At 31.4% G+C, this 15,059-nt stretch carries 12 protein-coding genes; 10 read left to right on the forward strand and 2 right to left on the reverse strand.

Annotated features, from left to right (window positions below; all coding sequences use genetic code 11):
* Positions 1 to 87 precede the first annotated feature (87 nt).
* The 3 genes from AB1282_RS08245 (at position 88) to AB1282_RS08255 (ending at position 4,734) form a co-directional block, all read left to right on the forward strand.
* Positions 88 to 2,268, forward strand: coding sequence for a YhgE/Pip family protein (locus tag AB1282_RS08245; RefSeq protein WP_429898864.1), 2,181 nt, complete (start codon positions 88 to 90; stop codon positions 2,266 to 2,268).
* Positions 2,269 to 2,458: 190 nt separating this feature from the next.
* The gene (locus AB1282_RS08250) at positions 2,459 to 3,022 is read left to right on the forward strand and encodes a hypothetical protein (RefSeq protein WP_429898865.1); all 564 of its coding nucleotides are present in this window, start codon (positions 2,459 to 2,461) and stop codon (positions 3,020 to 3,022) included.
* Positions 3,023 to 3,261: 239 nt separating this feature from the next.
* Positions 3,262 to 4,734, forward strand: a complete 1,473-nt coding sequence (locus tag AB1282_RS08255) for a BglG family transcription antiterminator (RefSeq protein WP_429898866.1) — start codon at positions 3,262 to 3,264, stop codon at positions 4,732 to 4,734.
* Positions 4,735 to 4,951: 217 nt separating this feature from the next.
* Here the strand turns inward: AB1282_RS08255 and AB1282_RS08260 are convergent, their stop codons facing one another.
* Positions 4,952 to 5,989 carry a CAP domain-containing protein gene (locus AB1282_RS08260; RefSeq protein WP_429898867.1) on the reverse strand — a complete coding sequence of 346 codons (1,038 nt, stop codon included), beginning with the start codon at positions 5,987 to 5,989 and terminating at the stop codon, positions 4,952 to 4,954.
* 763 nt (positions 5,990 to 6,752) lie between these two features.
* Here AB1282_RS08260 and AB1282_RS08265 point away from each other — a divergent pair.
* The 5 genes from AB1282_RS08265 to AB1282_RS08285 all read left to right on the forward strand — a co-directional run bounded on the left by AB1282_RS08265 (position 6,753) and on the right by AB1282_RS08285 (position 13,784).
* The gene (locus AB1282_RS08265) at positions 6,753 to 8,147 is read left to right on the forward strand and encodes a cytochrome ubiquinol oxidase subunit I (RefSeq protein ID WP_056468943.1); all 1,395 of its coding nucleotides are present in this window, start codon (positions 6,753 to 6,755) and stop codon (positions 8,145 to 8,147) included.
* Positions 8,144 to 9,157: a cytochrome d ubiquinol oxidase subunit II gene (cydB, locus tag AB1282_RS08270; protein WP_056468941.1), complete on the forward strand. Its 1,014-nt coding sequence runs from the start codon at positions 8,144 to 8,146 to the stop codon at positions 9,155 to 9,157. The genes AB1282_RS08265 and cydB overlap by 4 nt, the downstream gene beginning before the upstream one ends.
* Positions 9,157 to 10,860, forward strand: a complete 1,704-nt coding sequence (cydD, locus tag AB1282_RS08275) for a thiol reductant ABC exporter subunit CydD (RefSeq protein WP_429898868.1) — start codon at positions 9,157 to 9,159, stop codon at positions 10,858 to 10,860. Before cydB ends, cydD begins: the two co-directional genes overlap by 1 nt.
* Before the next feature lie 11 nt (positions 10,861 to 10,871).
* Positions 10,872 to 12,602: a thiol reductant ABC exporter subunit CydC gene (cydC, locus tag AB1282_RS08280; RefSeq protein WP_429898869.1), complete on the forward strand. Its 1,731-nt coding sequence runs from the start codon at positions 10,872 to 10,874 to the stop codon at positions 12,600 to 12,602.
* A gap of 204 nt (positions 12,603 to 12,806) precedes the next feature.
* Positions 12,807 to 13,784, forward strand: coding sequence for a ring-cleaving dioxygenase (locus AB1282_RS08285; RefSeq protein ID WP_429898870.1), 978 nt, complete (start codon positions 12,807 to 12,809; stop codon positions 13,782 to 13,784).
* Between the two features lie 57 nt (positions 13,785 to 13,841).
* Here the strand turns inward: AB1282_RS08285 and AB1282_RS08290 are convergent, their stop codons facing one another.
* On the reverse strand, positions 13,842 to 14,183 hold the full coding sequence (locus AB1282_RS08290) for a DUF192 domain-containing protein (RefSeq protein ID WP_429898871.1): 342 nt from the start codon (positions 14,181 to 14,183) through the stop codon (positions 13,842 to 13,844).
* Between the two features lie 395 nt (positions 14,184 to 14,578).
* Here AB1282_RS08290 and AB1282_RS08295 point away from each other — a divergent pair, with 395 nt between their 5' ends.
* A complete protein-coding gene (locus tag AB1282_RS08295; RefSeq protein ID WP_429898872.1) occupies positions 14,579 to 14,740 on the forward strand; it encodes a Flp family type IVb pilin in 162 nt (53 codons plus the stop codon).
* A gap of 149 nt (positions 14,741 to 14,889) precedes the next feature.
* Positions 14,890 to 15,057: a Flp family type IVb pilin gene (locus tag AB1282_RS08300; RefSeq protein WP_429898873.1), complete on the forward strand. Its 168-nt coding sequence runs from the start codon at positions 14,890 to 14,892 to the stop codon at positions 15,055 to 15,057.
* Positions 15,058 to 15,059 lie beyond the last annotated feature (2 nt).

The following is a 15,059-nucleotide window of genomic DNA, read 5'->3' on the forward strand; positions in this document are numbered from 1 at the left end:
TTTATAAAAGGAGTATTAGACTATTTATATGCAATAAATTGACCGAAACACAAAAATGGTCAATTGGTCTAAAAGGGGAGTGATTTTGTGTTTAAACAGGAATGGAAAAATATTTTTAAGAAGCCAATGACAATTGCAACAATCATTGCGATTGGTCTTGTGCCAATGCTTTACTCATTAATTTTCTTATCAGCTTATTGGAATCCTTATAATAAAACGGAAAAACTATCTGTTGCAATTGTTAACAATGACAAGGGTACTGAGTTTAATGATAAAAAGCTTAATGTAGGGAAAGATTTTGTAGAAGGATTGAAAGATAATAAGTCATTCAAATGGAAAGTTACAAATAAAAAAGAGGCAATGAAAGGATTAAACGATGAAAAATATTATTTAGTCATCGAATTACCTTCTAATTTCTCTAAAAATGCAGCAACGTTATTAGACGAAAAACCGAAAAAAATGAAATTAAATTATTACACGAATGCGGGTAAAAACTACGTAGGTGCACAAATTGGTACAACCGCAATGAAAGAAGTAAATGCTAATATCTCAAAAGAAATTACAGAACAATATGCTAAAACAGTATTTGATAATTTCAAGGATATTGGAGATGGCATGGTAAAAGCATCTGATGGTGCAGGTAAAATCAATGATGGTGCAGCAAAAATAACAGATGGAACTGATGTTTTAAATAAAAATTTAAAAAAATTAAATGACAGCATGATCACATTTGAAAATGGAAGTACAAAACTGAAAAGTGGAGCGACACAATTATCAGATGGTATTAAACAATCAAATGATGGTGCTAATAAATTAAATACTGGTTTAAACGCTCTTCTGGATGGAACTGGTACATTAAAAGCTGGTTCAAGTGATTTAAATAATGGACTATCACAACTAGTCGGAGGCGGCAATAAAATCGAAGCCGGCTCTTCAAAGCTAGAAGCTGGTAGTAACCAATTAAATGCTGGATTAAAACAATCTTATGCTGGCGCTACCCAACTTCAAAAAAATGAAGCGGGATTTAATGAGAATTTGGGTGCTACAAATGATGCACTTAAATCAATTTTGAATGGATTGCAAGATGGTACTTTAAGTAAAGGGGATTTACAGAAATTACAAGCAATCTCTAATAGCTTAGATCAACTATCAAAAGGAAGTAATCAAATTAAAAATGGTGTTGATCAAATTGCTGCTGCACAAGGTCAATTATATGAAGGTTCAAATAATCTACTTGCTGGACAAAAAGAATTAAATGCAAATTTAGGTTTATTTAATAGTAAATTGCAAGAAGCATCTAATGGAGCAAATCAACTAGCTCAAGGAAGTAATGCTTTATATAATGGTACAAAGGAATTAAGTGAAGGAAGTTCGTTACTTTCAATAGGCCTAGGTAAATTAAATACAGGCGGGGACCAATTAGTCCAAGGGATCAATCAATTAAATGATGGTTCTAAACAACTATCTGATGGTACAAATAAGCTATATAGTGGGTCTGGAGACTTATTAAAAGGAGCTACTGATTTAACAAAAGGAACAACAGAACTTCATAAATCTCTGAAAGATGGTGGAGATGAAGTAAACAAAGTTAAAACAAGTGATGAAACCGATAAATTCTTTGCAGAACCGACAGAGCTAGTTTCTCATAAATTGAATAATGTAAAAGAATATGGTGTAGGTTTAACACCTTATATCTTATCAATTGGGCTATTTGCAGGTGGGTTAATGTTCACTTCAGTTTATCCGATGAGAAAGAATTCTATTGCTCCGACTACTGGATTAGCTTGGTTCTTTAGTAAATATAGCGTTCTAATCTTCGTGGGAATCATGCAATCGATCGTAGCAGATATGGTTTTAATTTATGGTATGGGTCTTGATGTGAAAAACGTGTGGTTGTTCGTAGTGTTTACAATGATTACTAGCTTGACCTTCTTTTCATTAATACAATTCTTAACTGTTACATTAGGAAATATAGGGCAATATTTAGTGTTTGTTATGATGTTATTACAAATTGGTGGAACTTCAGGTACTTTCCCAATTTCATTAACACCAACATTTTTCCAAACGATTCATCCATATTTACCTATGACGTATGCTATAAAAGGATTCAGAGAATTAATCTCTAGTTCTGTTAGCAAAGGGTTTGTATGGGATCAAGTCTACTATTTATGTGGATTTGCAGTGTTATTCATTATCTTAACAAATGTAACCTTTGCAGTTCGTGTTAAATTATCAAAGAAAAACCAATTAAGTGAAATCGAAGCTTAAAACGATAAAATAATAAAAAGGATTGAAGTCTAATAAAAAAAGATTTCAATCCTTTTTTATAAATTATTATTATTGTTATTTAAGGGAATTATTTCTAATTTGAAATCTCAAATCTCATTTAAGATACTGAGGTAAGGTATTGTATGAATTACACTAAAATAAATAAAATGTTTTGTGGAGGTGTAAATGTATGTCACATACCGGACATCTAAATTCAAACTTAAAAAGTTCTTTGTTTAAAAAACAGAAAGTTTATTTACCTTTTGCTTCCAGATCAATTTTTGCTAATCCAGGAAATATTAGGAGTGCACACGAATATATCGAGTCGAATGATTATGATAAGCCAATAGTTTCAACCAATAGAAATAATGACGGCATTTCAGGTTACTTTACAATTAGTTGGCATCCAGATTCCAAGGCAATTATGTACCTAATTGCTATATTTAATGGAATTTACTATCAATATCTATCTGTAGATGGAAATCAGAATAGTTGGAGTACAAGAGGTAAGGGGATCTATCCTAAAAAACAGCACTTTAAAAAAGAAGATATTGGCTTTCGAGCAGATGGACGTGGCACGGAATTTGCTATTGATCCATTTTTATTGTATTCAAAGTCCAGTAAGATTTATGGCGGAAACGAAATTCAATCACTTGGTTTTGACGATACTAGAAAGTATTTTGTTCGTATTTATTCCGTTTATACAAACGGGGACATTAATTCATTATCTAATGAATTAAAAATTACTTTATAGGAACAAATGAAGGGGAATTTACTAAAAAAATATTCGCTGGTAAATGAGAAAATTAAAAAGTTCCAAATATATAAGTCTATCAAGTGCAGAGGAAAAAATAAGGGAGTATCTGAAAGATTGATGCAATAATTCCTTAAATTTTGTGATGATTAAGTAGTATTCTCCACTTGTTATAACAGTTTATTGAAATGGAAAAGCTAAATAAAATACTTATTTATAAAAGAACGTTAGGTGATATTATGAACAGATTTGATGAACGACATGCAAGTTTAATTTATTTTCTTTTTGAAAAAAATGATTGGTGTAGTTTAGCAGATTTATCCGAGAAGACAGGGTATTCTCGAAGTACGATTTGGAGAGATATTACTTTTTTAAATTCAGCTTTACCTAAAGGGTGGTTCATTGAAAAAAGTGAAACAGAGGGAGCGCGTTTAATTAAATCTCCGAACGGTACCCTTGAGGGGATATGGGCTTATATGAAAAATGAGAATCCATATTTTCAAATCTTAGAGTATATTATTCTTAATAACGGTGTGACGATTAATGAAATTTCGACAGCTTTTCATATAAGTAGATCAACTGTATATAGACAGTTGGATCAGATAAAAGAAGTTGTAGAAGAAGCTGGTATTACTCTTGATACTAGTCCTTTTAGATTAAGTGGTGACGAGAAAAAGGTACGTCGATTTATGATGCAATACTTGGAATATAAGGGGCTAGATTATCTAAACGATCTAAAAAATATAGATCTCCAAAATTTTCGAGATGCAATTGTAAATTATACAACTGATCTTTCGATTACTCTTCATCTTGGAGCTATTCAACGTTTATCTTTTATTTTAGAAATTATTAATATAAGAATTTCTATGGAGTGTTATATTTCTTTTTCTAAAGATATATATGATAAATATAAAAATACTGCGTATTTTGATATTGCAAAGAAAATGTTTCCCTTTATGGAAAAGTGTCCATCTAGAGAACAACAAACACAAGAAATTTTATACTTTTGTCTCTGCCTTTTAAGTGAAGTTATGCCAAATAATATGACTGAAGAGCTTTATAAAATACGTATTAAAATGAAAGAGAATAAAGAAGATCCTCGTGTACATTTTTTAAATGGATTATCTGATTATTTGCACTTTGATTTAGCTCAGGATGATGACTTTCTTTATAAATATTTTTCAACAATTAAACGTACAAAGTATGATACTCAGTTTTATACGGATACTCGCATGAATACTGCGCTTCCATTTTTACCTTACGTCGAGGAACATCCATTATTTATTGGAATTGGTAATTTAGTAAAAAAGCATCTTGAGAATGAAACTATGTCATATGGAAAACTAGAAATTTTAGAATTGTTTTTATTAGTAGATGCCTTTTTAATTCGCAAAAAAAATAGTATGAAGATCAATACTGTATTGATTTGTCGAACCTATATTGAATTGGATTATATTTACGAACTTCTTGATTATCACTTTGGAAAACACCTTGATATAAAAATTTATGATTTATCAGATATAGATGTAATTAAGAGACACAATCATTTAGATTTAGTGATATCAACATTAAAAGGTCAATTTTTGAAGGAACATTTACCAGTTTTAAAAATATCTACGTTTCCAACCGAAGCTGAATTAACTGGAATTAGAAAGTTTATTGATCAATACTTTACTAAAAGACTACATTTACACGAAATATTACCAGATTAATTCTTAATGAAAAAAACTCTTAGTCATTATAAGACCAAGAGTTTTTAATATTTTATCAGGTAGTTGTTTGGAATAGATAACCTATTCAATTAAAAGTAAAACAATGAGGTAATCAATTTATATATAAAAAAACTTTCTATAGCTAGTATTCTTTAACTTGAATATACGAACAAAAGCAACATCAAGAACGATGATGCTTTTGTTTATATAATTAAATTTATTGAGAAATAAACATTTGTGTCCATGCATTAGAACGTGAGTCATAACCTACACCAATTTGATCTAATTTAGCGTTCAAAATATTTGCACGATGTCCTGCACTATTCATCCATGCTTTTACTACCTCTTCTGGAGTTTTTTGTCCTTTTGCAATATTTTCAGCTGCATGATTATAAGAAATTCCAAACTTTTTCATCATATCAAATGGTGAACCGTAAGTTGGACTGTTATGATCAAAATAATTTTTATCAGTCATGTCTTTTGACTTAATACGAGAAACTTTAGATAATTCATTATTAGCTTTAAAAGGTTTTATACCAGCTTTTGTTCTCTCTATATTAGTTAATTCTATAACTTTTGATTCATATGCAGATAAAGAAGCAGGCACTTCGATTTTAGATGGATTTTCAGGTGCCGGATCTATTGGTTTTGATGGAGTATTTGGTATTACTGGTTGAGTAGGCTTTGATGGAACATTTGGTATTACTGGTTGAGCAGGCTTTGATGGAACATTTGGTATTACAGGCTTAGCAGGCTTTGATGGAACATTTGGTATTACAGGCTTAGCAGGCTTTGATGGAACATTTGGTATTACAGGCTTAGCAGGCTTTGATGGAACGTTTGGTTTTATTGGCTGAACAGGATTTGATGGAACGTTAGGCGTTATTGGTTGAACAGGTATTAGTGGAATATTAGGTGTAATTAGTTGTGAAAGTTTAAATGGTATATTTGGTATTTCTATTGTTGTATTTTGTTGGTGATTATTGTTGTTACTCGCCTCTTTAAAACTTTTAATAGTTTGGCCAAGGTTACTTACTATATTAGATTTAAAAAATTCACTAAGTTGTATGGAATTATTTGAAGGTAATTTATTAGAAAATATATTCTCTATTGATAGTTTAGGTAAGATAAAATATTGATATAAAGTATTATTATATAAATGATTTTGTTGAATAGATTGTTTTGTATCAGCATGTGTATGTGTATTAAAAATTAGAGATCCAATTAAAACTGTCAATGTAATTGTTTTTTTCATTTGTAAATCCCCCAATTAAGATTATTGTGTTGTGCTCCTGTCGAGAAGAACAATTTAAGTCTAACAATTATCTATATAAACAATCGTTTCATTATTGAATTGAGTAATTTCTTAAATAAAACGATGTGGCTTGGTAATTGTTTTTACTAACTTTTCGATAAAATGAATAAATAAATTTGGAAGCATTACGAAAAAATAACTTGATTCTTTACTTTAATAAGCTAACCTTCATAATTAAAATTGGTAATTAAGTTTGCAGACATGATACACTCCATTTTCAAAACATTAGTATTCTGATCTAATACAAAAAAGAGCCTTCCTTGAAAGAAGGCTCTTTTTCACGTTGTTGGAAATCTTAAATACCGTTAAATAAAATAATCAGATTGTAAATACCTTTTAATTTGAATAACTATTTAGTTTAACCGGAACAAAGCAAAGCCAATATAGGATTGCTTCAATAATGTTTTTTCATTTAATCAGCTAAGTAATAAGGAATAAAAATGTGGCGACTATTTTATCAAAAAAAAGTAATTTAAACAGTGAATGTGAATTATGTCACAAAATAGACAATTTATAGACACGATTTAGACAAATAAGATTAAGTCAAAACCCCTTTGAAAAAGTAAACTATAAGTAACAAGAGTACCATTGAGTGGTTCTCTAAAATTTACTTAATGAATTATTTGTGAAAAAATGTTCAAAGTTTTGCTCGGGCATAATGAAAATTTTTTTGAAATGATTTTTATCCTAAGGGGGATGTACTGTGAGTGTATTAGAGCTTGCAAGAATACAATTTGGTTCCACAACAATTTTCCATTTTTTATTTGTTCCACTTTCAATCGGTTTAGTATTTATGGTAGCAATAATGGAAACATTGTATGTTTTTCGAAATAAAGAGGAATATAAAAAGTTAACAAAATTCTTTGGGCACTTATTTTTAATTAATTTTGCAGTTGGTGTTGTGACAGGTATTATTCAAGAGTTTCAATTTGGTATGAACTGGTCTGAATATTCCCGTTTTGTAGGGGATGTATTTGGTGCGCCACTTGCAATTGAAGCACTTTTAGCATTTTTTATGGAGTCTACATTTTTAGGAATTTGGATATTTGGTTGGGAACGACTTAATAAAAAAATTCATTTAATGTGTATTTGGCTAGTTGCTTTCGGAACTTTAATGTCTGCGTTTTGGATTTTAGCAGCCAATTCTTTCATGCAGGAGCCAGTAGGCTTTGCAATTAAAAATGGTCGTGCAGAAATGACCGACTTCTTAGCAATCATAACAAATCCACAACTTAAAGTTGAGTTTCCTCACACGATTGCTGGAGCATTAGCAACTGGAGCGTTATTTGTTGCGGGTGTAAGTGCGTATAAAATCTTAAAAAAACAAGAAACAGAACTTTTTAAAAAGGCGTTTAATCTTGCAATGGTGTTCGCTCTAATTGCAGGAATTGGTGTTGCATTTAGTGGACATTCTCAAGCGAAACATTTAATGAAAACACAGCCGATGAAAATGGCTGCAAGTGAAGGGCTATGGAAAGATAGCGGTGACCCAGCAAGCTGGATGGTCTTTGGTCTGATTGATTCGAAAAAGAAAGAAAATAAATATGAGGTTGAAGTACCATATTTATTAAGTTATTTAGCTTATGAGAAGTTCGAAGGTAAAGTACCTGGTATGAATACTTTACAAAAACAATATGAAAAATTATATGGTCCTGGAAATTATATTCCACCAGTTAATACAGTTTTCTGGAGCTTTAGAATTATGGCTGGAGCAGGAATGGTCATGATTTTAATGGCGATGCTAGGTTTATATTTTAGCTATCGTAAAAAATTAGAATCAAAAAATCTATTCTTAAAGGCATCAATTTTACTAATTTCTTTACCGTTTATTGCAAATACAGCTGGATGGGTTATGACGGAAATAGGTCGTCAACCATGGACTGTATTCGGTTTAATGACTACTGCTGCATCTGTATCACCTAATGTTTCAAAAGGATCACTCATTTTTTCAATCACAACTTTTACAACAATGTATGCAATTTTAGCAGTTGTTTTAGTTTACTTGTTTGTGAAAGAAATTAAAAAAGGAACACACCATGCTGAAACTGAAAAAGTTCCTACGGTCGATCCGTTTGAAAGGGAGGCGACAATCGTATGATTGCGTTAAATGAATTATGGTTTTTACTCGTAGCAGTTTTATTTATCGGGTTCTTCTTTTTAGAAGGCTTCGATTTTGGTGTAGGTATATCTACAAAGCTACTAGCCAAAAATGATACTGAACGAAGAATATTAATAAATACAATTGGCCCGTTTTGGGATGCAAATGAAGTGTGGCTATTAACTGCAGGTGGAGCAATTTTTGCAGCATTCCCAAATTGGTATGCAACAATGTTTAGTGGATATTATATTCCGTTTGTATTTGTTTTAATGGCATTAATCGGACGTGGAGTTGCGTTTGAATTTAGAGGGAAAGTCGAAAGTTCAAAATGGTCAAAATCTTGGGATTGGGTCATTTTCTTCGGTAGTTTATTACCACCATTTCTATTCGGTGTATTATTCTCAAGTATCCTTAAGGGGATGCCGATTGATCAAAATATGAATATTTCTGCAGGGTTTACTGATTACGTTAATTTATTTACTGTAGTCGGCGGTGTAACTGTGACATTACTATGTCTCTTACACGGATTAATGTTTTTAACATTAAAAACGGTTGGAGAATTAAGAAACCGTGCACGTTCTCTAGCACGTATGGTAATCATACCAGTGTTCTTATTCTTAGTCGCCTTTACTGGTATGGCATATTTTGAAACGGATATGTTTAAAGTAAAAGCACATATAACAATTCCACTTATTTTATTAATCGTAGTATCTTATATTCTTGCTACAATATTCATCCTTAAAAAGCGAGATGGTTGGTCGTTTGCTATGTCGGGCCTTGGTATTGTACTAACAGTCGGGACATTGTTTACTTCTCTGTTCCCAAGAGTCATGATTAGTTCAATCAAAAATACGTATGACTTAACTGTTTATAATGCTTCATCTGGTCCTTATTCGTTAAAAGTAATGACAATAGTTGCATGTACATTATTACCATTCGTATTAGGTTACCAAATTTGGAGTTATTATGTTTTTAGAAAAAGAGTGGATGAGAAGGATTTGACTTATTAATGGGAAAAGATCTTATTAAATATAAAGGGATTAATCGTTTATTAATAATCCTATCTTTTTTAACAATTATACAAGTAACGACAATCATTATTCAGGCATATATGCTTTCACAAGCTATTGTCAGATTGTTCAATGGAAAAAATAGTAGCGATATTTTATACGCTACTATTTTCTTCATCAGTGCATTTGTCTGTCGATATATTATGTCGACGATCAAACAAAAATGTTCAGAGCATTTTGCGGACATTGCTTCAACCGAAATGAAAATGAAAGTATTGGAGAAAATCTTTAAACTTGGACCTAGATTTGCAAGAAAATCAGGAACCGGTAATATCGTAACGCTTATTATGGAAGGAACTACACAACTAAGAAATTACCTAGAAATCGTTCCATTGAAAATGATTAACTTAGCAATTGTCTCACCAATAATCGTAATCTATATTTTCTTTGTTGATAAAGTTTCTGCACTTATACTAATCGTAACATTTCCAATCATTATTATTTTTATGATTCTACTCGGTTTGGCAGCTAAAAAGAAATCAAACAAACAATGGAAGGTTTACCGTATTTTATCGAACCATTTTACTGATTCATTACGTGGTTTAGAAACATTGAAATTTCTTGGTTTAAGTAGAAAACATATTAAAAAGATAGAAAGTGTAAGTGAAAGATACAGAGAAGCAACGATGGGCACATTAAAAGTAGCTTTTTTATCATCATTTGCACTAGATTTATTCACAATGCTGTCAATCGCTACAGTTGCAGTCTTTTTAGGACTTCGATTGATTGACGGAGTAATTTTATTAGGGCCAGCACTAACAATTTTAATTTTAGCTCCTGAATATTTCTTACCAGTTCGTGAAGTTGGAGCTGATTATCATGCTACATTAAATGGTCAAGAAGCTGGAAAAACAATGCAAGATATTTTAGATGAGCAGGAGTTTAAAGATCAAGAAATTTCTCCTCTTTCAGATTGGAATCGTGCAAGTAAAATTAATTTTAAAGATGTTTCAGTAAAACCCGAAAAAGATGGCCAAACGATTTTATCAAATATAAATTTGAATATAACAGGGTTTCAAAAAATTGGGATTGTTGGAGAAAGTGGTTCTGGTAAATCAACGCTTATTGATTTAATAGGTGGATTTTTAGAGCCAGCAAATGGAACTATTCAAATTTTTGGTGAAGAGGTATCACATCTTCAAATACAAGATTGGCATAAACAGTTAATCTATATTCCACAAAGTCCTTATATTTTCTCAAAATCATTAAACGATAATATAAGCTTTTATAAACCTAATGCTACTAAAGAAGAAATTGAAAGTGCAGCAGTTCAAGCTGGGTTAACTTCTTTAATAGAAGAATTGCCAAAAGGATTAGAAGAAAAAATTGGTGAAGGTGGAAGAGCTTTAAGTGGCGGGCAAAGCCAACGCGTTGCCCTTGCTAGAGCATATCTTGAAAACCGACCAATTCTTTTATTAGATGAACCTACTAGTCATCTAGATATTGAAACTGAGTTTGAATTAAAACAAACAATGCTTCAGTTATTTTCTAATAAATTAGTGTTTTTGGCTACACATCGCTTACATTGGATGAAGGAAATGGATCAAATTATTGTGATGAATGAAGGTAGCATCATTGAAGTTGGTACCCATGAAGAACTATTAATGAAAAAAGGTCATTATTATCGATTAATTCATAGTTAGAAGGTAAATATATGTTAAATAAAAATGGATGGATTTTACCATATATAAAAGAAAATCGTCGTTTATTTATAGTTGTGATTTTCTTAAGTTCACTGACTATCTTTGCAGCGGCTTCTCTTATGTACACTTCCGGCTATTTAATCTCTAAAGCAGCAACTAGACCTGAAAATATTTTAATGATTTATGTTCCAATCGTAGCTGTACGCACTTTTGGTATTTTAAGGTCAGCCTCTAAATATGTTGAAAGATTAGTCGGACACAATACAATTTTAAAAATCTTATCTAGAATGAGAACAAGATTATTTAGTAATCTTGAACCGTATGCACTTAATATCAATTCAAAGTTTAAAACAGGGGATATTTTAGGGTTATTAGCAAATGATATTGAATATTTACAGGATATTTATTTAAAAACTATTTTTCCTGGAATTGCCGCATTGTTTATTTATTTTATATCGGTTGTTGCTCTTGGTTTCTTCTCTATTCCATTTGCAATCTTAACAGCAGTAATTTCCTTTGTTTTAATAGGTGTTCTACCGTATTTTTCATTATTAGTTGAAAAAGCGCGAACTTACCAAATAAAAAATGAAAAGAGTCATTTATATGAAAATTTAACTGATGCAGTTATGGGTATAAGTGATTGGCTGTTTAGTGGTAAACAAAATAGCTTTATAAAACAATATAGAGAAATGGATGAATCGTTAAGAAACATCCAAAGTAAGGAAAAAGGATTTAGAAGAAGACGCGATTTAATTGCACAATTTATTGTAGCAATTTTAGTTTTAATGATGCTTTATTGGGCAGGTAATGAAAGTTTAGCTGGAGATATTCCTAAGACTTTTATCGCTGCATTTGTTTTAGTTTTATTTCCTTTAACTGAGGCTTTTATTCCACTATCAAATTCTCTTGGAAGTGTCCCTTTATACTCTGATTCAATCAATCGCTTAGAAGGGATTGAAGAAGTGAGTCGTGATCAGGAATCACCTATTATTGGAGGAAATATTGAAGATTATCGAAAAATCGAGTTTGAAAATGTAACTTTTCATTACTCTGAAAGCGAAACTATTCTAAAGAATGTTTCTTTTACAATTGAGGAAAACAAAAAAACTGCTTTATTAGGTCCGAGTGGTTCAGGAAAATCGACCATTCTTAAGCTAATTGAAGGAGTAGAAACTCCTATTGGAGGAAACGTTAAAATAAATGAGATTGAAAGTATAGCTTTAGGAGACCAAATTTCGAAAGTAGTGTCTGTACTTAATCAAAAGCCATATTTATTTGATACTACAGTTATCAATAATATACGTTTAGGAAATCCAAAAGCAAGTGACGAAGAGGTAATAGAAGTAACGAAGATGGTCGAACTGCATGATTATATTGCCTCACTTCCAGAAGGCTATAATACACCTATGCAAGAAACAGGTGTAAGATTCTCTGGTGGAGAACGACAAAGAATAGCCTTAGCAAGAATACTTCTTCAAAATACACCAATTGTTATTTTAGATGAACCAACTGTCGGATTAGATTCTATAACAGAACGAAAACTACTTCAAACAATTTTTAAGGTATTAGAAGGAAAAACAGTATTATGGATCACACACCATTTAATCGGAGCAGAAATGGCTGATCATATTCTTTTCTTAGATAAAGGTAAAATTGCAATGAAAGGCTCACATGATGAACTTATCAAAACTGAAGACCGATATCGCAAGCTTTTTGAGCTAGATCGACCATTTAGAAAATGACTTTGACAAATTTGTCTGAGTCATTTTTTTTGACCATTTGACGGAAAATGAATTACATGATATATTTATCTCGAATTCGAGATATCTTGAATTCAAAATAAATTTTTACTAACTTTTTACTAATTTTTTTAGTATTCTTCAGCAATAGATTCACAAAATAAAAGAGCTTATATATAAATAACTAATTTAAATGGAGGAATTCGTATGAACGGCTTAAAGGGGATCCATCATGTAACAGCAATAACTAGCAGTGCAGAAAAAAACTATGAATTTTTTACTTATGTTTTAGGAATGCGTTTAGTAAAGAAAACGGTCAATCAGGACGATATTCAAACGTATCATTTATTCTTCGCAGACGATAAGGGAAGTGCAGGAACGGACATGACATTTTTCGATTTCCCTGGAATTCCAAAAGGAGTACATGGAACAAATGAAATTTCAAAAACATCTTTCCGAGTACCAACTGATGCAGCATTAGATTATTGGGTGAAGCGTTTTGACCGATTAGAAGTGAAACACTCAGGAATCAAAACACAATTTGGTAAGAAAACATTATCTTTTGTTGATTTCGACGACCAACAATATCAATTAATTTCAGATGAACATAATAAAGGCATTGCCTCAGGCACACCATGGCAAAAAGGACCAATCCCATTAGAATACGCAATTACAGGACTAGGACCAATTTTTATCCGAGTAGCTAATTTTGAATTCTTTAAAGAAGTAGTTGAAAAAGTACTTTTATTTAAAGAAATTGATAAAGAAGATTCATTCCACTTATTCGAAGTCGGTGAAGGTGGAAATGGCGCACAAATTATTGCGGAGCATAATGAAATATTACCTCAAAGCTTCCAAGGCTTTGGTACCGTTCACCATGTCGCATTCCGTGTAGAAGATACATCTGTATTAAAAGAATGGATTAAACGTCTTGATTCATTTAGATTACCAAACTCTGGTTATGTAGATCGTCATTTCTTTGAATCTTTATACGCAAGAGTTGCCCCACAAATTCTATTCGAATTTGCAACAGATGGACCAGGATTTATGGGAGACGAACCTTACGATACACTTGGTGAAAAGTTATCATTACCTCCATTCTTAGAACCAAAACGTGATGAAATTGAAGGAATGGTTCGTCATATTGATACTGTAAGAAGTACGAAGGAATTTATTAAAGAATAAAACTTTAGTAAAAAACAACACTCACAATTTAAGTGGGTGTTGTTTTGTTATTTCTGCTTATAAATCAAGAATCTGTCCTACTTCTAATTTAAACTTTTCTATTACTCCAACAGGAAGCTCTAATACAGAATAAGCATCAGTAACTGGCGCAACAAACTTCCAGGGCTGAAGATTGTTAATTAGTTTTACGATTTGTTTATTTTTATTTAAAAATACGACGTCAATTGGAAAGTTCATAAAACACATATGGATTGAATTGCATGGGATTATCCAGAGACCTTCTTGATCTAGTGGTTTTTTTCGGAACATAAGACCTTTAAGCCTTGTAGCGAATGTATCTGCTTTTTTTATTGTGTAAGGTATTGTTATACATAAGTTTTTATTAGTGGTTGTTAACATATTTCACGCTCAATTCTTAATAATTAATAGATTTAAAGTAAGTATAGTAGAGTCTTATTTTGTTCTCAATACGAGAGTTCGGTAAATAAATGTTAAAATTTTACATAATTTTTCACTTTTTTTCACGATTCATACAAAATCCCCCAAATTAAAACAATAATAAAACATTTGGGAAATACGGGAAATTTGAAGTGATTAAATGGAAAATGGATTAAATTTTCCCACTTTTTTCATTGTAAACGGTCGAATTCCCCCAATACAGTAATTATTAAAATTCCATTATACTAAGAATTGTAAATTTAATGTTACAAATATTACGAATTACATAATTTGAATGTAATACATAATAACTGTTTGTTAAAGTTCAGAATCATTTGAGAATATGGGGGATCATGATGCTATCAGTATTCAAGAACCTGGCAGTGAGAGAAGATGGACAAGGTATGGTTGAGTATGGTCTTGTTTTTCTGGGGGTTGTAATCGTAGCTGCGACGGTAATTGGTTTATTAGGAATTGCAGTAGAGGATTTAATTCGTCCAGTAATCAACCTGTTTTAATGAGCAGTTAATGAAACCTTTTATATATGTTTTTTTATGAGATGAAAATAACAAATTTCTTGGTATCAAGTGGGCAAGACAGGGGTATCATGCTCCGTCCACTTTTGTCTACTAATAATAAATGAAACTTAAGAATAGGAGGACGTAATATGTTAGAAAGAATCAAAAATTTGGTAGCTGAAGAAGAAGGACAAGGTATGGCAGAATACGGCTTAATCTTAGCGGGAGTAGCAATTGTGGCTATTGTTGGTATTAAATTATTAGGATCAGAAATCAACACGTTAATTGGTAAGGTTACAGATGCATTAAGTAAATAATT

This window comes from Gottfriedia sp. S16(2024) (genome assembly GCF_050473765.1).
Taxonomy (GTDB): Bacteria; Bacillota; Bacilli; order Bacillales; family Bacillaceae_G; genus Gottfriedia.

Excerpts from the sequence above, each read along its gene's own strand:
- AB1282_RS08250 (WP_429898865.1), top strand. The coding sequence starts at position 2,459 with ATGTCACATACCGGACATCTAAATTCAAACTTAAAAAGTTCTTTGTTT.
- AB1282_RS08255 (WP_429898866.1), top strand. The coding sequence starts at position 3,262 with ATGAACAGATTTGATGAACGACATGCAAGTTTAATTTATTTTCTTTTT.
- AB1282_RS08260 (WP_429898867.1), bottom strand. The coding sequence starts at position 5,989 with ATGAAAAAAACAATTACATTGACAGTTTTAATTGGATCTCTAATTTTT.
- cydB (WP_056468941.1), top strand. The coding sequence starts at position 8,144 with ATGATTGCGTTAAATGAATTATGGTTTTTACTCGTAGCAGTTTTATTT.
- cydD (WP_429898868.1), top strand. The coding sequence starts at position 9,157 with ATGGGAAAAGATCTTATTAAATATAAAGGGATTAATCGTTTATTAATA.
- cydC (WP_429898869.1), top strand. The coding sequence starts at position 10,872 with ATGTTAAATAAAAATGGATGGATTTTACCATATATAAAAGAAAATCGT.
- AB1282_RS08285 (WP_429898870.1), top strand. The coding sequence starts at position 12,807 with ATGAACGGCTTAAAGGGGATCCATCATGTAACAGCAATAACTAGCAGT.
- AB1282_RS08290 (WP_429898871.1), bottom strand. The coding sequence starts at position 14,183 with ATGTTAACAACCACTAATAAAAACTTATGTATAACAATACCTTACACA.
- AB1282_RS08295 (WP_429898872.1), top strand. The coding sequence starts at position 14,579 with ATGCTATCAGTATTCAAGAACCTGGCAGTGAGAGAAGATGGACAAGGT.
- AB1282_RS08300 (WP_429898873.1), top strand. The coding sequence starts at position 14,890 with ATGTTAGAAAGAATCAAAAATTTGGTAGCTGAAGAAGAAGGACAAGGT.